This window comes from Pyxidicoccus xibeiensis (genome assembly GCF_024198175.1).
GTDB lineage: Bacteria > Myxococcota > Myxococcia > Myxococcales > Myxococcaceae > Myxococcus > Myxococcus xibeiensis.
The window spans coordinates 101,123-119,267 of the sequence record NZ_JAJVKV010000022.1 but is presented as its reverse complement, the minus strand read 5'-3'; the positions used below and the strand labels follow the sequence as shown (position 1 = coordinate 119,267).

12 protein-coding genes are annotated in these 18,145 nt (G+C 72.3%); 7 read left to right on the top strand and 5 right to left on the bottom strand.

The features are described 5' to 3' along the window. Positions 1–178: 178 nt before the first annotated feature. The 5 genes from LXT23_RS46155 (at position 179) to LXT23_RS46135 (ending at position 6,309) form a co-directional block, all read left to right on the top strand. Positions 179–2,002, top strand: coding sequence for a CotH kinase family protein (locus LXT23_RS46155; RefSeq protein WP_253986911.1), 1,824 nt, complete (start codon positions 179–181; stop codon positions 2,000–2,002). Positions 2,003–2,058: 56 nt separating this feature from the next. Further along, positions 2,059–2,664: a GNAT family N-acetyltransferase gene (locus LXT23_RS46150; protein ID WP_253986910.1), complete on the top strand. Its 606-nt coding sequence runs from the start codon at positions 2,059–2,061 to the stop codon at positions 2,662–2,664. Between the two features lie 168 nt (positions 2,665–2,832). Then, positions 2,833–4,749: a hybrid sensor histidine kinase/response regulator gene (locus LXT23_RS46145; protein WP_253986909.1), complete on the top strand. Its 1,917-nt coding sequence runs from the start codon at positions 2,833–2,835 to the stop codon at positions 4,747–4,749. A gap of 13 nt (positions 4,750–4,762) precedes the next feature. Beyond that, a complete protein-coding gene (locus tag LXT23_RS46140; RefSeq protein WP_253986908.1) occupies positions 4,763–5,803 on the top strand; it encodes an NAD(P)/FAD-dependent oxidoreductase in 1,041 nt (346 codons plus the stop codon). Between the two features lie 80 nt (positions 5,804–5,883). Continuing rightward, positions 5,884–6,309, top strand: a complete 426-nt coding sequence (locus LXT23_RS46135) for a thiol-disulfide oxidoreductase DCC family protein (protein WP_253986907.1) — start codon at positions 5,884–5,886, stop codon at positions 6,307–6,309. 47 nt (positions 6,310–6,356) lie between these two features. On the opposite strand, the gene LXT23_RS46130 is transcribed toward LXT23_RS46135, so the two are convergent. Both LXT23_RS46130 and pbpC read right to left on the bottom strand, forming a co-directional pair. Continuing rightward, positions 6,357–6,722: a hypothetical protein gene (locus LXT23_RS46130; RefSeq protein ID WP_253986906.1), complete on the bottom strand. Its 366-nt coding sequence runs from the start codon at positions 6,720–6,722 to the stop codon at positions 6,357–6,359. A gap of 14 nt (positions 6,723–6,736) precedes the next feature. Then, positions 6,737–9,106, bottom strand: a complete 2,370-nt coding sequence (pbpC, locus tag LXT23_RS46125; RefSeq protein WP_253986905.1) for a penicillin-binding protein 1C — start codon at positions 9,104–9,106, stop codon at positions 6,737–6,739. A 103-nt stretch (positions 9,107–9,209) separates the two neighbouring features. On the opposite strand from pbpC, the gene LXT23_RS46120 reads away from it, so the two are divergent. After that, entirely contained in the window at positions 9,210–9,893 is a 684-nt protein-coding gene (locus LXT23_RS46120; RefSeq protein ID WP_253986904.1) for a phospholipase D-like domain-containing protein, read from the top strand. Here the strand turns inward: LXT23_RS46120 and LXT23_RS46115 are convergent. Then, positions 9,890–15,682 (bottom strand): Ig-like domain-containing alpha-2-macroglobulin family protein, encoded by a 5,793-nt coding sequence (locus LXT23_RS46115; protein ID WP_253986903.1) that lies wholly within the window; start codon positions 15,680–15,682, stop codon positions 9,890–9,892. The two genes, LXT23_RS46120 and LXT23_RS46115, sit on opposite strands and share 4 nt — an antisense overlap. A 265-nt stretch (positions 15,683–15,947) precedes the next feature. On the opposite strand from LXT23_RS46115, the gene LXT23_RS46110 reads away from it, so the two are divergent. Then, positions 15,948–16,670, top strand: coding sequence for an RNA methyltransferase (locus LXT23_RS46110; protein ID WP_253986902.1), 723 nt, complete (start codon positions 15,948–15,950; stop codon positions 16,668–16,670). A 53-nt stretch (positions 16,671–16,723) separates the two neighbouring features. On the opposite strand, the gene LXT23_RS46105 is transcribed toward LXT23_RS46110, so the two are convergent. Together LXT23_RS46105 and LXT23_RS46100 are read right to left on the bottom strand one after the other, a co-directional pair. Continuing rightward, positions 16,724–16,987 carry a hypothetical protein gene (locus tag LXT23_RS46105; protein ID WP_253986901.1) on the bottom strand — a complete coding sequence of 88 codons (264 nt, stop codon included), beginning with the start codon at positions 16,985–16,987 and terminating at the stop codon, positions 16,724–16,726. Positions 16,988–17,105: 118 nt separating this feature from the next. Then, positions 17,106–18,098, bottom strand: coding sequence for a DUF1028 domain-containing protein (locus LXT23_RS46100; RefSeq protein ID WP_253986900.1), 993 nt, complete (start codon positions 18,096–18,098; stop codon positions 17,106–17,108). Positions 18,099–18,145 lie beyond the last annotated feature (47 nt).

The following is an 18,145-nucleotide window of genomic DNA, read 5'->3' as shown; positions in this document are numbered from 1 at the left end:
ACGGGCCGGCGGGGGAAAGGCCCTGCCCTTCAGGGTGAAGCGAGTCACCGGCATCAACGTGGGCAATTTCCTTCCCACCCGGGCGACGCGAGTACCCGCTCCCGGGGTGGCACCGTCCACTCGCCAGCAGTCGCACGCACCCGCACGGAGGGCATGGTGCTTGCTGACCGGGAGCGCGATGACTCACGTCCGACTGTTGATCTGCCTTCCGTTGCTGTGCCTCTGGGCCTGTGGAGGCGGCACGACACCCGCTGGGTACGAGGAGCCGGTGCCTCCCACCGGAGAGCTGCCCCAGACGACGCCTCCCGGGGAGCCGCCGCCGGGCAATCCGCCGCCTCCGGGCAATCCGCCGCCGCAGGAGCCGCCTCCGGGCAATCCGCCGCCGCAGGAGCCGCCTCCGCCTCCTCCGCCGCCGCCCCTGCCCGTGCCGGAGACGATGCGGCCCTTCCAGCTGCCCGCGGTGCAGGGCTCCGTGCAGGAGTACGAGCTGCTCATCCCCGACGAGGCGATGCGGATGTTCGAGGCGGACCCGTGGACGCCGGAGCAGGACGCCCTCTTCAAGGCGGGCGGGACGACGTACCGCGTGAAGGTGCGGCTGCGGGGCGCCTCCGCGCGCTTCTTCCCGAAGAAGAGCTGGAACGTGAGCTTCGAGGACAAGGTGCGCTTCGAGGGGCGCACCTCGCTCAACCTCGTGGCCGAGTACGCGGACGCCACGCTGCTGGCGGAGAAGATTGCCTATGACTTGCTGGAGGCCATGCGCGTGCCGGCGTCGAAGGCGAAGTTCGTGCGCCTGAAGCTCAACGGCACGTACCAGGGCGTGTTCCTGGACATCGAGCAGGTGAACAAGGCCTTCCTCAAGGCCCACGACTTCGCGGATGACGACGCGGACATCTACCGGTGCGGCTGGAAGGACTGCGAGTTCAAGACGTGGCAGGTGCCCTACCAGGGCCGGTGGATGAAGAAGACCAACGAGACGCAGCCGGACACGAAGCTCTGGGAGATGCTGGCCGTCATCAACCACACGCCCGAGCCGCAGCTGGTGGGCGCGCTGGAGAAGCAGTTCCAGCTGGAGCACTACCTGCGCTCCATGGTGCTGGACGTGCTGATGTCCAACAACTACGTGGAGGACTCGGAGAGCTACTTCATCTACGACCGCGCGGTGGCGAAGTGGTCCTACGTGCCGTGGGACCTCAACAACGTGGACGCGCGCTGGTGGTACCCCATCAGCGTGGAGGACATGCGCACGAGCAGCGGCAACATGCGCCACCCGCTCTTCAACTTCACCCTGCTGGATACGTGGGTGGAGAAGATGTACGAGAAGCGCAAGCTGGAGTCGGCGTCGTACCCGGGCTACCTGCCGGTGTTCTCCAACCTGGGCACCCGCGTGGTGACGAACCCCGTGCTGCGCGAGCGGCTGGAGGCCCGGCTGGACAAGTCGCTGGACGAGGTGTTCTCCAGCGAGGTGATGAACCCGTACATCGACCGGCTGCACGCGCTCATCGCCCCGCACATGCGCGATGACCCGTTCATGGACCAAGGCCGCTTCCAGGCGGGCCGCGACTACCTGAAGCGGTACGTGTCGGAGCGGCGGGCCTTCATCGCGAAGGAGCGCACGCGGCTGGCGCAGCAGAAGCCGACGCTGGTGTTCGAGGCGTTCGACCCGCGCGAGGGCTGGGTGGAGGTGGGCAACCGGACGTCCGCGGCGGTGTCGCTCGGCGGCATGGTGCTGACCACCAACCTCCGGGTGAGCCTGGCGCAGAGCAGCCATGCGCCCACCCAGGTGAGCAACCCCACGGGCGCGGTGCTGCCGGACGTCACGGTGGCCCCGGGCGAGCGGGTGCGCCTGTCCGCGGCGCAGCTCGGCATCCAGCTGCCGGCGAACGGTGAAATCGGCCTCTTCGACGGGAAGTCCGTGGTGGGCGTGAAGGACCTGCTCTTCTACGGCGCGCTGCCCGACGGCAAGCGCTACGAGCGCGGGACGAAGGGCTGGGAGGTGCGCTGAGCGAGGGGCACGTGCCGGCTGGAACCCGCGGAATGCGGAGCATAGGCTCGCGAGCCATGCTCCGCGTCTCCGCCTCACACCCCGCCCGCCCCACCCTCGACACCGAGCGGTTGAGACTCCGCCGCGTGTCCTCCGAGCACACGGAGGGCTTCGCCGCGCTGTATGCGAAGCCGGAGGTGATGCGGCACCTCACGGGGAAGCCTCGCACCCGGGAGGAGAGCGCGGCCCATGTGGCGAGGATGATGGCCCACTGGGAGACGCATGGCTTCGGGCTGTTCGCCGTCACCCTGCGCGAGGCTCCGAGCGTCGCTCCGGACGTCGCTCCGGACGTCGCTCCGGACGTCATCGGGCGGGCGGGCCTGTGCTACCTGGAGGACACGGGCCTCGTGGAGATTGCCTACCTGTTCGACACCCCGCTGTGGGGCCAGGGGCTCGCCACCGAGATGGGCCGGGAGCTGCTGCGCTGGGGCTTCGAGGAGCTGGGGCTGGAGCGCATCGTCGGCGTCGCGAATCTGGAGAACGTCGCGTCCCAGGCCGTGCTGCGGAAGCTGGGGATGCTGCACGTGGGCCGCGCGTTCCACTACGGCAACGCAGTGGAGCGCTTCGAGTGCTCACTGGTGGACTGGCGGGAGGGACGTGCGGCGGGGGGCAGGCTCCGGTAGGTGGTGGAGGCCAGGGCGCCACACCCCGTCCTCGACGTCCTACCCGCGCCTGCCTGGCTTCCCCTCCCCCTGGCTGGGCGGAACACCATCCTTGTGCTGGCCCCCACTGCGTTCCCGCCTTACCTTGCACCCTCAATCGTGAGCGCGCCCGCACACTCCCCTGGAACCGTGGCTGCTCCCCCTCGCGCGCTGGAGGCCTCGCGCGTCTGGCTGGTCGACGACAGCCCCACGCAGCTGAGGCGAGCCCGCGACTTCCTCGCGAAGCACTACACGGTCGAGACGTTCTCCACCGCGGAGGAGATGCTCGAGCGGCTCACCGGGCCGCCGCCAGACGTGCTCATCCTGGACTGGGAGCTGCCGGGCGTCTCGGGCCTCGATGCGTGCCGCTTCGTGCGCGAGCACTACGACGACGTCACGCTCCCCATCCTGATGCTGTCCTCTCGCGGAGCCCACGAGGACTTCTCGGTGGGGCTCCAGGCGGGGGCCAATGACTACGTCGCCAAGCCCTATGACGACTCGGAGCTGCTCGCCCGGGTGGCCGGCCTGCTGCGCATCCGCGCCCAGGGCCGGCGGCTGAGCGAGCGCGAGGCGTACCTGTCCACGACGCTCTCCAGCATTGGAGATGCCGTCATCATCACGGACCCGACCGGGCACATCACCTTCCTCAACCCCGTGGCCGAGCGAGTCACCGGCTGGAGTGACGCCGACGCGCGACAGCGGTCCGTGACGGAGGTCTTCCGCCTCATCGACTCCGCCTCGCGTGCCCCGGTGGAAGACCCCGTCAGCCGGGTGCTCGCGCTCGGCACCGTGCAGGGGCGCGCCAGCCCGACGCTGCTGCTGCGCAAGGACGGCTCGGAAGTCCCTGTCGATGACAGGGCGGCCCCCATCCGGGCGGGAGCCAACGAGCTCGTCGGCGCCGTGCTCGTCTTCCGCGACGTCACCGAGCAGACCCAGGCGCGACGGCACAGCGAGGACCTGGCGGCCAAGGTCCGCGCCAGTGAGGCGGAGCTGCGCGTCCTGCTCGACGCCATCCCCGTGCTCGTGTCGTTCGTCACCCCGGACGAGCGCTATGGCCGGGTCAACAAGGCCTACGAGGACTGGTTCGGCGTCTCACAAGAGAGCCTGCGGGGCAGGAAGGTCCGGGAGGTCATCGGAGAGGCGGCGTACGCCGTGCTCGGCCCCTACGTGAAGCGGGGGCTGCAGGGAGAGAGCTTCTCGTTCGAGCAGCACAGCGTGCCCTACCGGCTGGGCGGCACCCGTGACGTGAAGGTGACCTTCATCGCGCAGCACGAGAAGGGCAAGCCGGTGGAGGGCTACGTCGCGCTCCTCCAGGACATCACGGTGCAGCGGGCGCTGGAGAAGGAGCGCGAGCGGCACCTCCAGCGGCAGCAGCAGCAGGCGGAGATCGAGCAGCAGCTCATCGGCATCGTGAGCCACGACCTGCGCAACCCCCTGAGCGCCATCCTGCTGGGGGCCGCCCGGCTGAACCAGCGAGCGGACGTGGACCCGAGCACCCGCAGGGTCGCGGAGCGCATCTACACGTCCTGCTCACGCGCGGTGCGGATGGTGAACGACCTGCTGGACTTCACCCAGGCCCGGCTCGGCGGCGGCATCCGGATTGCGCCCTCTCCCACGGACCTCCATGCGCTCAGCCGGGCGGTGGTCGAGGAGGTCGAAGCGGCGCATCCTTCCGTCATGCTGGAGGTGCGGACGACCGGCAACGCACAGGGCCTGTGGGACGCGGACCGGCTGTCCCAGGTCATCCAGAACCTGGTCACGAACGCCGTGAAATACGGTGAGCCCGGGAGGCCCATCGAAGTCTCCACGGAGGGTGACGGCACGAAGGCGACGCTCTGCGTGCACAACGAGGGCCCGCCCATCTCTCCCGAGCTGCTCTCGTCCATCTTCCAGCCCCTCCAGCGGGGCACCGGCGCGGTGGACATGGCGGGCCGCAGCGTGGGGCTCGGCCTCTTCATCGTGAAGTCGATTGTCGAGGCGCACCAGGGCCACATCGAGGTGCAGTCCGCCCCCGGACACGGCACCACCTTCATCGTCACCTTGCCGCAGCAGCCCGTCGTTCTTTGATAGTGGGGAGGCCATGGCCTCCTTCACGAGTCCCCTCGACACCCTCCTCCCGAAGCGCTCCGGCCCGCGGCCTCGCGTGGCCGTGATTGGCGCGGGCATCTCGGGAGTCGCGTTGGCGCGGGCCCTCCACTCGGCCGGCTACCCGGTGCAGGTGTTCGAGAAGAGCCGGGGCGCGGGCGGCCGCATGGCCACGCGGCGCACAGAGGACGGAGGCGCCTTCGACCACGGAGCCCAGTACTTCACGGCCCGGGACGCGCTCTTCCAGGAGCAGGTGCGCAGGTGGATGGACGCGGGCCTGGCGGCGGAGTGGAACGGCGTCATCGGCACGCTGGAGCACGGCCGGGTGACGCGCTCGGAGCGTGAGCACACGCGCTACGTGGGCGTGCCGGGCATGGGGGCCGGGGTGAAGCAGCTGGCGGAGGAGCTCGCCCTCCACCGCGAAGTCCGGGTGGAGCGCCTGGAGCGAGAGGGCCCGGCGTGGAGGCTCTTCGCGGAGTCGGGCCCGGTGCCCGGCGTCTTCGACGTGGTGGTGGCCGCGGTGCCCGCCCCGCAGGCGGTGCCGCTGCTGGCCGGGGCGCCCGGGCTGGCGGCGCGCGCGGGCTCGGTCCGGATGCAGCCGTGCCTGGCGGTGATGGCCCGCTTCGCGTCGTCCGTGGAGCTGGAGGTGGACGCGGCCTTCGTCCACGGCTCGCCCCTGTCGTGGATTGCGCGGGAGGAGGGCAAGCCGGGGCGGCGGACCGTGCACCCGGGCGAGGAGCGCTGGGTGCTGCATGGCTCACCGGAGGCCAGCCGCGAGGCCCTGGAGGACGCACCCGAGCAGGTGGCGACGCGGTGGGTGGAGGCGTTCGCCGCGGCCACCGGACGGGACATGCGGCCCGTGGAGGCCGTGGCCCATCGCTGGCGCTACGCCCTGCCCGCTCCCGCGCGGGAGGAGTCGTTCCTGTTCGACGCCGCCTCGGGGCTCGGGGCCTGCGGGGACTGGTGCGGGGGGCCTCGGGTGGAGGGGGCGTTCCTCAGCGGCGTGGCGCTGGCGAGGCACCTCCACTCCCGCTGATGCCACGTATGACATGAAGCGGGGGCATGGCCGTGCAACAGAGGCGGCGCCAGGTTATCTCCCGCTGGGGGAGGCTCGCGATGGACGGGACGGACAAGGCAGCGGGGCAGACGGGCGCGGTGGTGCTCTTCGACGGCGTCTGCAACCTCTGCAATGGCGCGGTGAACTTCATCATCGACCGGGACCCGACCGCGCGCTTCCGCTTCGCCGCGCTCCAGTCCGCCCAGGCCGCCACGCTCCTCGCCCCGCTGGGACGCGTGCCCGAGGCCGAGCCCAACAGCTTCATCCTCGTGGAGGGCGGGCGCGTGTACGAGCGCTCGACGGCCGCCCTGCGGGTGGCCCGGAAGCTGCCCGGCGCGTGGAAGCTCTTCTACGCCTTCGTCGTCATCCCCACGCCCATCCGCGATGCCGTGTACAAGCTCATCGCGCGCAACCGCTACCGCTGGTTCGGCAAGGCCGACGCGTGCCGCATGCCCACGCCGGAGCTTCGCGCCCGCTTCCTCTAGTCGCGGCCTCGTGAGCGGGCCGTCCCGCACGGAACGACGGGGGCTTCCTACCTCGGGCCCGGAGTGAGCTGCTCCCTGGCCGCCACACAGTGCTCGGGGGCCGCGGGCTCCCACCCGGAGCTGCCCCGGCGCCAGCACCACGTGGGCGTGACGCGCTGCCAGTCGTCACCCCGGACGTCGTACCGGCCGTCTCCATCGGTATCGAGCTCCACCCGCACGACGGTGTCCGTCCCCCAGATGAAGTAGCGGTACCGCCCGCCAGCAACCTGGATGGCTCCAGGCGTACGGACCCAGAGCCAGACACCTTCGGGCATCCGGATGAACCGCATCGGCCCCGCCACCGCGAGCGCCGCCAGCACCGCCACCAGGGTGACGCCGAGGAGGACCGCGAGCCGGACGTTCCAGGTCTTCATCGCGCTGGACGCCCTCACCGCCGCTCGCGGACCACCAGCGTGCGCTTCGCGGTGAGCCCCCGGTCATCCGTGACGAGGATTTCGTGCCTCCCCACCCGGGGCGTCCACCACACGCGCTCGTCCGCGCGCGCCGTGCCCAGCAGCGCTCCGTCCACGAACCATGTCAGCGCCCTGTCATGCGAGGCCTCCGCCTCCAGCGGCACCTCCTGCTGCTCCGCCGGCACGCCCGGAATCAGCATGGCCACCTGCCCGTCCGCCGGAGAGACGATGCTCGGCGCGGCGCGCTCGCCTCCAGGCTCGCAGCCGGGCGCGGCCGCGGGAGGCTCCGGCAGCCGGCGGTGCTGCTCCTCCAGCCAGCGGCGGATGGTGGCGGGCCACGTGAGGTACACCCGCGACTCCGTCGTCCGCCCCTGGCTGCACGTGGGCCCCACCGCCAGCCCCGTGGCCACGTCCACCTCCACCCGCTGGTGGTACGGACAGCGCCGCGTGGGCACCGCCGCCCTCAAGGCGTACACCTGCTTGCGCTGCACGCACGCGTCCGTCGGCAGGTGCCCCGAGTACGCGCACACCTCTACGCGCATCAGGTCTCCCGGCGCCCCCTCCTCGTCCGGCTGCGCGCGGCCTCGCGGCCCCACGCCCTCCAGGATGTCGAACAGCAGCGGCCCCGCCGCGTCCGCGCCCACCAGGTGCACGCTGGGCGAGTGGTCGAAGTTGCCCAGCCACACCACCGCCGTGTGCCGGGGCCCCGAGCCCGCCGCCCACGCGTCCCGGTGCCCGAAGCTCGTCCCCGTCTTCCAGTGCACCCGCGCCGGCATCCCCGTCAGCCGCCGCCGCTCCGGAAAGTCCGGCCTGTCCCGCAGCGACAGCGCCCGCCGCGTCATCCACGCCGCCCCCGGGGACACCACCTCCGCCGGCCCGCCCACGCGCTGCCCGTCCTCCAGCAGCTTCAGCGGCGCCACGCGCCCGTCCCCCGCCAGCGCGACGTACACCCCCGCCAGCTCCAGCGGCGTCAGCTCGATGCCGCCCACCGCCGCCGACAGGCCGTAGTGCCCCGGCTCCGGCACCAGGCTGGCCACGCCCGCCGTCCGCAGCGCGGCCAGGAAGCGCTCCACGCCCACGCGCTCCAGCAGCCGCACGAAGGGCATGTTGAGCGACTGCGACAGCGCGTACTCCAGCCGCACCAGCCCCTGGAAGCGGCCGTCGAAGTTGCGCGGCGCATAGCCGCCATAGGCCGTGGGCACGTCCGCCACCAGCTGGTCCGGCCCCACCATGCCCAGGTCGATGCCCATGGCGTACAGCAGCGGCTTGAGCGCCGAGCCCGGAGAGCGCGGCGTGTCGAAGCCCACAATCTGCCCGCCATGCGCGGCGTCGAAGAAGTCGAAGTTGCCCACCAGCGCGAGCACCTCCGAGCGCTCGCGCTCCACCACCACCGCCGTCCCGTTGTGGATGCCGCGCGGCGCCAGCCCGCCCGCCGCGTCCCGCATCAGCCGCTCCACCATCCGCTGCGTGCCCGCGTCCAGCGTGGTGCGCAGCCGCGCCAGCTCCGGCCGCCGCGCCCGCAGCCACACCGCTACGTGTGGGGCCTCGCGGGGAAAGGGCGTCAGCCCCGTGGGCACCGGCGTGGCGCGCACCTCGGCCAGCACCGCCTCGGACGTCGCCGTGGCGTCCGCCGGGCCCCGGGGGAGCGCTTCGTCCTCCAGGAGCCGCCGCGCCACCTCGTCCCGCGCCGCCTTCAGGCGTGCCGCGTTCTGCGGCGTGGGGAAGCGGCGGTTGGGGTTCTGCGGCACCGCCAGCAGCGTGGCGATTTCCGCCGGGCTCAGGTGCGACGCGGTGTGGCCGAAGTACGCCAGCGCCGCCGCCTCCACGCCCTCCACGTTGCGCCCGTACGGGACGAACTGGAGGTAGGCCGCGAGCACCTCCTGCTTCGTCATTCGCAGTTCCAGCTGCATCGCGCGGAGGGACTCGATGAGCTTCGAGCCGAAGGTGCGCGGCCGGGGCTCCAGCATGCGCACCAGCTGCATGGTGAGCGTGGACGCGCCCGACACCCGCCGGCCCCGGAGCACGTTGCGCACCGCGGCCCGCGCCACCGCCAGCGGGTCCACGCCCGGGTGGTGGAAGAAGCGCTTGTCCTCCAGCGCCAGCAGCGCGCGCAGGTAGGCCGGGTCCACCCGCTCCGGCGCGGTGGCGATGCGCCAGCGCTCGTCCGGCGCCAGGAAGACGTGGGCCGGCGTGCCGTCCCGGTACTCCACGACGACCGAGGCCGGCGCGGACAGCCGTTCCGGTAGCGGCACCCACCACGCCGCCACCGCCCCCGCGACGCAGAGGACGAGCAGCAGGGCGAGCGCGGGCACGAGCCTCCGAGCCCACCGGCGGAGACGAGTCATGGGAGGCACGGGCAGCCCCCTTCCCATGGGCACGTGCCCCCGGTCAGCCAACCGAGACGACTCATGGGATGATGCCCTCGCTCACGCCTGGAGACGCTCCGCCATGAATGCCGTCGACGTCGATGCCATCCTGACCTCCATCCTGGATGACCGCAGGCTGACGCCCACCGAGCGGCAGGCGCTCCAGGCCGTGCTCATGGAGCGGCGGGCAGGCGAGGCCCTGCTCACCCTCTTCCGCTCCCGCGCCTTCGCCCTGGCCCGGGCCTCCGTGAAGGAGCCGCGCTCGCGCGAGGTCATCACCTGGCTGGAGGAGACGGTGGAGGCCCTGCACGCCCCCCGCACCGCGGAGATGTCCCGGATGGAGGCGCACTTCACGCCCGGCGACGGCCCCCTCAACGCCATCATCAAGCAGGTGCAGGACGCGCGCGGCTCCATCGACGTGTGCGTCTACACGGTGACGGATGACCGCATCACCCGCGCGCTGCTGGAGGCCCACCGCAACGGCGTGCGGCTGCGCGTGGTGGGCGACGACGACAAGGCGCTGGACGCCGGCTCCGACATGCATCGGCTGCGCGATGCCGGCGTGCCGGTGCGGCTGGACAGGAGCGAGGCCCATATGCATCACAAGTTCGCGGTGTTCGACAGGCTGCGGCTGGTGACGGGGAGCTACAACTGGACGCGCTCCGCCGCGGAGCACAACCACGAGAACATCCTGGTGTCCGACGACGCGCGGCTGGTGCAGCCCTTCAGCCGCGCGTTCGACGCGCTCTGGGACACGCTGGCCTAGAGCAGGTTGTCCTTCCACGGGCCGGACACCCGCACCGTGCCGGGCTTCTCGCGGGCCCAGAGGCGCGGGTCGTACATGGCCTCCGCCTCCGCCGACGGCAGCTGGAAGGTGCCCGCCGTCACCGCGCGCACCGCGTAGACGACCTTCTTCGACTCGCCTGAGTTCAGGCTGCCGAAGACCTCCATCCTGTCATCGCGGATGTTGACGTAGTCCGCCGACCACAGCGCGTCCGCGTCCACCCAGGACACGGCGCCACCCCGGCCCAGCCGCGCATTCTCGATTTCCCAGCCCGCCGGCAGCCGGTCCACCAGCGCGATGTTCTGCACGCGCCCGGCCGTGGTGTTGCGCACCTCCAGCTCCACGTAGACGAGGTCCGCCAGCGCCACCGGGTCCGCCCCGAGCGCCAGCTCCGTGCCGTCCAGCTTCCGCCACCGGCGCGTCAGCGTGAGGCCCTGGCCTCCCGACTTCACCTGGCCGTCCGTGCGCACGCCCTCGCTGCTGACGATGAGGTACAGCTTGCCCGCGTCCTTGGACTTCACCTCCAGATTGAGGCCCTGCCGCTCGCTGGCCCGGGCCAGCGCCCAGGTGCGGTCCGACGTGCGCGCGGCCTTGTCCTGCACCGGCGCCACCGTCTTGCCCTCCGCCGTCAGCACCGGCGCGGAGAAGGTCGAGGCCGTGCCCTGCAGCCGCTTGCCCAGGCCGCTGATGCCCCACACCAGCTCCTGCGTGGTGTACCCGCTGCTCGAGTGCGTCTGGAGCGACTCGGCCACCAGCTGCGCCAGCGGCTCACCCGCCGCGTCGTTGCCGAACAAATCCTGGAAGGTGCTGAGCATGAAGCCCCGGCGCCGCTTGTCCGAGTAGAAGGACCAGTTGTTCTTCCGCTCGTCGGTGACGGGCGACAGGTCCGGGCTCTTCAGCTCCTTCTCGTAGCGGCGGTCTCCCGCCAGCCACAGCGCGGCCTTGAGCATGTAGTCCTGCTCGCGCTCCTCGCCCACCAGCGGCGTCTTCTTCGCCTTCTCCGCCAGCGCCTCCACCATCTTCTGCACCCGCGCCTTGCGCCCCTTGCCGCCCAGCGCCAGCACGTAGTGCATGTACGCCTCCGAGCTCTCGCTGTACCCGCCGTGCCGGCCCGTGCGGCCCTCGTAGTTGTTGAGCATGTTGCCCATCCACGCGAGGGCGTCATCCAGCCGGTCCTGCGGCACGGGGTACTTCAGCTTCTGCGCGTCCAGCAGCATGTGCGTCGCGTAGGCGGTGCCCCAGTCCACCGGCTCGGTGTGGCCCGGCCAGTAGGCGAAGCCGCCCGCCGACGTCTGCATGGAGAGGACGCGGTTGATGCCCGCCAGCACCAGGTCCCCCACCGGCTTGCCCTGCGTCAGCGTGGGGTCCACGGTGTCCAGCAGCTCCGAGACGAAGAGCAGCGGCCGCGTGGAGGACGTCGTCTGCTCCACGCACCCGTACGGGTAACGCACCAGGTACGAGAGGTGCTGGAGCGACTGCGCATACGGGTTCGTCGTCACCCACAGCGTGGTGCGCTCCGTGGTGGGCACCCAGCCCTGGAGGAGCTTGGAGAGGTCCGTCGTCCCCTGCGCCAGCTCCACGCGCTGCACGCGGCGCTCGCGCGGGCCGGCGGGAGTCAGCGGCACGTCCAGCGTCTCGCGCGAGGTGTGCCCGCCGCCCTCCACCGTCACCGTCATCCGCGCCGCGCCCACCGCCTGGACGGCCCGGGCCTGGAAGACGAAGGTGGTGGACTTGCCGTCCTCCAGCCGGACGCGGCCCTCGCTCTTGCCCAGCAACTGCACGGGCGAGCCCACCGTTGCGGGCTGCGCCAGCCCCGGCACCGGCAGCGACTCGGTGGCCAGCGTCACCTTCACGTCCTGCGCCTTGCCGGACAGGTTGGTGACGAAGACGGGCACCTGGATTTCGTCGTTCTGCGTGAGGAAGCGCGGCAGCGTGGCCTGGAGCACCAGCGGGTCTCTCACCAGCACCTGCGCGCTGGCGCGGCCGATGCGCTGCTTGCCCGCCGTCACCGCCATCACCCGCACCGCGCCCCGGTACTGCGGCAGCTTGAAGGGCACGCGCAGCTTGCCGTTGGCCGGCACCGCCACCACGCCGCTCCACAGCGCCACCGGCTTGACGGGCTGCACGCGGCCGGCGGAGTCCCCCTCGCCGTCACCACCCGTGGAGCGCGAGTTGCCACCCGGCGGCACCAGCAGCGTCCAGCCGATGGTCTCATACGTGTCCACGCCCAGCGCGCGCTTGGTGAAGAGCTGCTTGAGCGGGTCCGGGCTCTGGAAGCGCGTGAGCGAGAGGATGCCCTCGTCCACCACCGCCACCGTGGCGAAGGTCGGCCCCTCCACCGCGCCCAGGTCCAGCTCCACCGTCAGCGTGTCGTTGGAGCGGACCTCCTTGGGCACGTTCATCGTCACCGCCTGCGTGTAGTCCACCGGCTCCAGCGTCACGCTGGCCACGCCGAAGGCGCGGTCCGGCATGAAGGCCTCCTTGGACTCAAGGTGCGGGTCCTTCACCAGGAAGGCGCTCACGTAGACGTTGGGCGCGAAGCCCGCGGGCTTGAAGCTCCACGTCACCTCGCCGGGCTCCACGGCCTTCCACTCGCTGGTGAGCACGCGGTCCGTCTCCGCGGTGAGCAGCAGCCGGCCCTTGTAGGGCACCTTCAGCGTCACGGCGACGGGCTGGCCCACGCGCGCGGAGGCCGGCAGCACCACGTTGAGGGACGCGGGCTTGAGCGGGCGCGGCGTCTGGTCCACGCGGTTGCCCTCGCCCCACCAGTAGTAGCGGCCCTCGCCCTCCAGCTCGAGGTCCGTCTGCGTGGCGCCGGAGCGCACCCGCACCAGGTAGCCGGCGGCGTCCTCGCCCGGCGTCACGTCCACCGAGAAGCGGCCGTCCTTCACCGGCACCGTGACGCGGCCCTCGCGCAGGGGGCGCAGGTGGCGCTGGTAGCGCTCGTAGCCCTCGACCTCGTCGTAGAAGTAGCCGTACTCCTCCTCCAGGCGCACGTACTCCACGTCCACGGACTTCGGCGCCTTGCCACCCGCCCCTCCTCCGGTGACGAGCTTGCCGTCCCAGTCCACCACCACGCCCTGCACCGTGAAGGGCTTGCCCGCCTTCACCTTGCGCGTGTTCGCCTGGAGGCCCACGTAGTACGGCTCCGGGTGCACCTGCGTGGAGGCGTCACCCACGGTGGAGCGGCCGCTGCCGGACTCGAAGACGCTGGCCAGCGCCGTCAGCCTCGCCGCGCCCCGGAAGCCGCCCGTGTTCGCCTGCGCCGGGCAGCGCAAGAGCGCCTGGCCCTTGGCATCCAGCGTGCCCTTCACCTGCCCCAGCGTCGTCGGCCGGGGCTCGGCGCCGCCCTGGCGCCAGACGCCGTACGCGTACTGCGCGTTCTCCTTCGGTTTGAATTCGGACGGCACCAGCCGGCACGTCAGCTCCACCGGGCTGCCCTCGGCCGAGCCGCCGAAGAGGTACGCGGCCTCCACGCCCACCGGCACCTCCTCGCCCTGGACGTAGCCTTCCTTCTCCGCGCGCGCCGTCACCTTCATCCGCTCGGGGACGAACTCCTCCACGCTGAGGCCGTACGAGGCCACGTCGCGGTCGGCCACCTTCAGCGTCACGCGGTAGCGGCCCGTGTCCTGGAAGGCCTCGAAGGGCACGTCCAGCGACACCAGGCCCGCCTCGTTCGTCTTCAGCGTCACCTTGCGCAGCTCGCGCTCGCGCGGGTCCACCACGACGAGCTCCACCGGCATGCCCACGGGCGGGGCCACGTCATCCTGGGCGCGCAGCACCGCGACGACGTGCGCGGTGTCTCCCGGGCGGTACACGCCGCGGTCGGACCAGAGGGAGGCGCGGTAGGGCTTCTCGCCCCGGTACGGCTCGCCCTGCACGTCCGAGTTGGCAATCTCCGTCTTCAGCTCGCTGTACTTGAGGTACGTCAGCTCCTCGCCGTCACGGGCGATGAGGGCGAAGGGCTCGCTGTCGTCCACGCCTGGCGGGGGGACCTTGAGGACGCAGCCCTCCGCGCCCACCGTGGTGCAGCGGGCCACGCTCTGCCCGCTCTTCTTCACCAGCGACACCTCCACGCCGGACAGCGGCTCGGTGCTCTCCATGCCCAGCGCCCACACCCACACCTCGCCCCTGTCGGTGGCGCCGGGGGCCGGGCCCCCGCGCTTGGCCACGAGGCTCAGGTCGGTGAGGAGGATGCGGGTGGAGGCACGCCACTCGCCGCTCGTCGCGGACAGCTCCACCAGGCCCCGGGTCGTGGCGGGCACCAGGGTGGCCACGTCCACGTAGGTGGTGGCCAGGGTGTCCGGCGCGGACTTCAGCGCCAGCTTGCGCTTCGCCACCACGTTGGAGGTGCGCTCGTCCACCGTCTCCGTGTTGTCGTCGCCCATCCAGAAGACGAGGTTCTCCGGCGGGACGTTGCGGACGGTGAGCTCCACCTCGTCCAGGTTGAGGTGCTGCAGCGGCAGGTTGCGCCAGGCGCTGCGCGGCAGGTAGCGGCCGGAGGAGGCGAAGGAGACCTGCGGCTTGCGCGCGGGCACCGAGAAGGCGTGCGCGAAGGGGGCCAGCAGCGTGCCGCCGCCCACCGAGGCCGTGCCCGCGTCGATGCGCAGCGCGTGCGGCCCGCGCTTGAAGTCACCGAAGAGGCGGAAGCCCCTGCGGGACGGGGTGAGGGTGAACTTCACCGGCGGCGTCAGGTGGATGGCGTCCGCCGCCACCGCGTCGTCCAGCATGCAGCCCTTGTTGCTGTCGTCCCAGTAGTACGAGTCGTACTCCTGGAACTCACGCGCGACGGCCGGCGCGCCCGGCGCCGAGTCGCGGCAGCTCACCTCGAGGTAGTGGCCGGTGGCGCCCTCCTTCAGGAAGACGCCGGTGACATCCAGGCGCTTGCTGTCGCGCAGCGCGAAGGTGGCCTCCGCCGCGGGGGCGGTGGCCTTCCCTTCGGCCGCGGCGGACAGCCCCTCCGTCAGGGCGAAGCGCACGGTGGCCGTGGGCTTGAGGCGCGGGTGCGTCAGCTGCGCGGTGAGGACGTTGCGCGCGGTGGCGATGGTGCTCCACTTCACCTCGGTGATGGCCTGGCCCTCGACCTGGAAGGCGCCGCGCGAGCGCACGGCGGCGAGCTCCACCGGGCCGGAGAAGACGACGTCGACCTCCACGCGGCCCTTGGGCAGGTCCAACTGCCGGGGCGAGAGGCGGACGAAGCGGAAGGCCGGGGTGGTGAAGCGGTAGGACCAGGAGCCGTCGGACGGCGGCTTCACCTCGCCCGCGGGCGTCCACACCGAGCCCACGGTGACGGTGTACTTCGTGTTGGGGCTGAAGCCGGGCGCCGACGGCCTGAAGGTCAGGGTGGACGGCGTCGTCCAGGACAGGCTGCCCTGCGGCCGGGGGGTGATGTCCACGGTGGTGCCCGGCTTGACGTCACCCTCGGACGGCATGACCGCGCGGGGGAACTCGATGACGACCGCCTCCGGGAGGAGGCCCTCCGGGGCGAGCTCGCGGATGACGGGCGTCAGGGACTCGGGCGAGGGCGGCGTGGCGGCCGGCTGCGTGCCGGGGCCCGTGGCCGTGCCGCCCGCCGCGGTGCCGGGCGCGGACGGGGCGCCCGTGGGCGTGGAGGTGGAGCCGGAGCCCTGCTCCGCCGGGGCGGACGGGGACGCGGGCGTCTTGTCCTGCTTGCAGGCCGCGAGGGTGGTGACGGCGAGGAGCGCAGCCAGGGGCCAGCGCGCGCGGGTGGCGCGGGGCGATTGGTGCGGGACGACGGACTGCGGAGTCATGGTTCCTCCGGGAGGTGGCGGCTGTACTTCATGCGGCGTGCCGGGGTGGGCGTGCGCCGTGCAATGGCGGGATGTGGTCAGGTGCCCACGGCCCGGACGCGTCCCCCGCGCGTCACCGGGCCCACAGGGTGTCCGGGAGACCACACCGCTTCGTGGTCCCCGAGGCGCCTGGGAAGGTATCGGTGGGACGAGGCTATAGGGGGGTGGGGCCCTCCGGTCAACCGGAGGCGAGGCGGAGGGTGGAAGGCGCTAAGGTGCCCGCCACATGGTGTTGCCCGTCCGTTTCGTCCTCATGCGCCCGCGCAACGCGGAGAACCTTGGCGCCGCCGCGAGGGCGCTGAAGAACTGCGGCCTGTCCGACTGGGTCTGGGTGACGCCGGAGGTGGAGGACCTGGCCCCGGCGCGCCGGCTCGCCGTCCATGCCGAGGACGTGCTGGACGCCGCCCGGCGCGCGGCCACGCTGGAGGAGGCCGTCTCCGACTGCGTCTGGGTGGTGGGCACCAGCTCGCGCAAGGTGGAGGGCAAGCGCCGGCTGCCGCCGCGCGCCGTGGGCGAGGAGCTGGTCTCCCGCGCGCCCCAGGGCCCGGTGGCGCTCGTCTTCGGCGACGAGCGCAGCGGCCTCACCAACGCGGAGGTGGAGCGCTGCCATGACCTGTCCGCCGTCCCCACCGCGCCCGAGCAGCCCTCCATCAACCTGGCCCAGGCGGTGCTGCTGTACGCCTACGAGGTGCGCGTGGCCACGCTGGAGGCCAGCGCGCCGCCGCCCGGGCCCCTGCCCGCCGCCGCCACGGACGCGGAGCTGGCGCAGGTGGAGTCCACGCTGGACACCCTGCTGGGCGCCGGAGGCTTCCTCGTAGACGAGCTGCCGGGACGCACGGCCTTGCGCGACTTGTTCGCGCCGCTGCGCCGCTCGCGGCTGACGCGGAAGGAGGCGCGGCTGTGGCTGGCCGCGCTCCATACCGTCCGCAAGAAGCTGCCGCCGGGCTGAAGCTCCTCCGACGCCTCGCCTCGCTGGCGCGCGGGCCTCGGGAGCGCCGAGGTTCAGACGGGCCGGGGCGTCCGGGGCGTGCGGGGCCCACGGCCGGAGGTGCCAGGGCGGGAGGGCGGCTCACGGCGCCGGCGGGAGAGCTTCACCGACATCCACGCGAAGGCGATGGCCGCCACCACCAGCAGGACCACCCAGTACCAGAAGGCCGGGCTGCGGGAGACCTCCTGCTCGATGGGCCCCGGCAGGGGCGCCGGGGTCTGGCCAAGCGCCAGCACGGGAGTGAGCAACGTGAGCAACGGGGCCAGGGTCGTTCGCATGGGCATCCTCTCCCTGAAAACGTCTTCATCCCGGCAGGGGCCCACAAGCGCACCGCCTCGTGGGCCTCCATGGGTGCGGCGGAGGGCATGGACTGCCCGCCTGCCCGGAATCCCCCTGCTACTTCGCGGGCTTCGTGCCCGTCAGCCGGCCGAGGAGCTTCGGGTCGTTCGGGAGCAGGCCCGCTTTCGGCAGCCGCGTGACGAGCTCGCGCCAGCGCGGGTCCGCCTTGTACGTGCGCTGGAGGAGCGGCAGCGCCTCGTCCACGCGCCCCACGCCCACCAGGGAGATGGCGTGCCAGAACACCATCTCCGCGTTGCCGGGCGCGAGCTTCTCCGCCGCCGCGTACGCCTTCAGGGCGCCGTCCGTGTCCTTGCGCTCGATGGCGAGGTCGCCCTCGTTCATGAAGTTGTAGGCGCGCTGGAGCGTGACGAGCCGGCGCAGCTCCTTGAGCGGCTCGGCCGCGTCGTCCACGCGCAGGTCGAACTTCCGGTCCGCCCACGGACGGCCCGACGGCTTCGCGGCCACGACGATGAGGGCGGCGGACTGCTTGCCGCGGATGTCGCCGCCCTGCGCCTCGGCGGCCTCGAGCGCCGCGAGCATCCGCTCGGCCAGGTCGCCCTTGGACTCGCGGAAGGCCTTCGCCATGGCGGGCCACACGGTGTCCTTCTCCATCATGTTGGCCTGCACGGAGAAGCCCTCGCCGACGAGGTGGCCGGCGGCGGCGATGCAGCTGTCCCCCGTGTGCGCGGCCACGCGGCCCTGGGCGTCCACCATGGCCACCTGCCGCACGCCGGGGGCGCTGTCCGCGGCGAGCAGCCCCTTCAGCGCATCCGGGGCGGCGCGGCCCGCGCGCATCAGCTCCAGGCCCAGCTTGCCGTACGACGGGTCCACGAAGGACTGCGTGGCGATGGCCCCCACGCCGGCCTCGGCCCAGGGGACGGTGGAGCCCACCGAGAACCAGTGGGACTGCACGGCCACGCCCAGCTCCCCCGTGGCCGAGTCCCGGGCGACGATGGAGTACGTGTGCACGGGACGGCGGGGCACCGCGGCTGGCTCGGTGGCCAGGGCGGGGAGCGCGAGCAGGACGAGGCAGGCAACGAGACGCGACATGGGACCTCCGGCGGCGAGGGGCCTGGAGGGTGAGCGAGCAGGCGGAC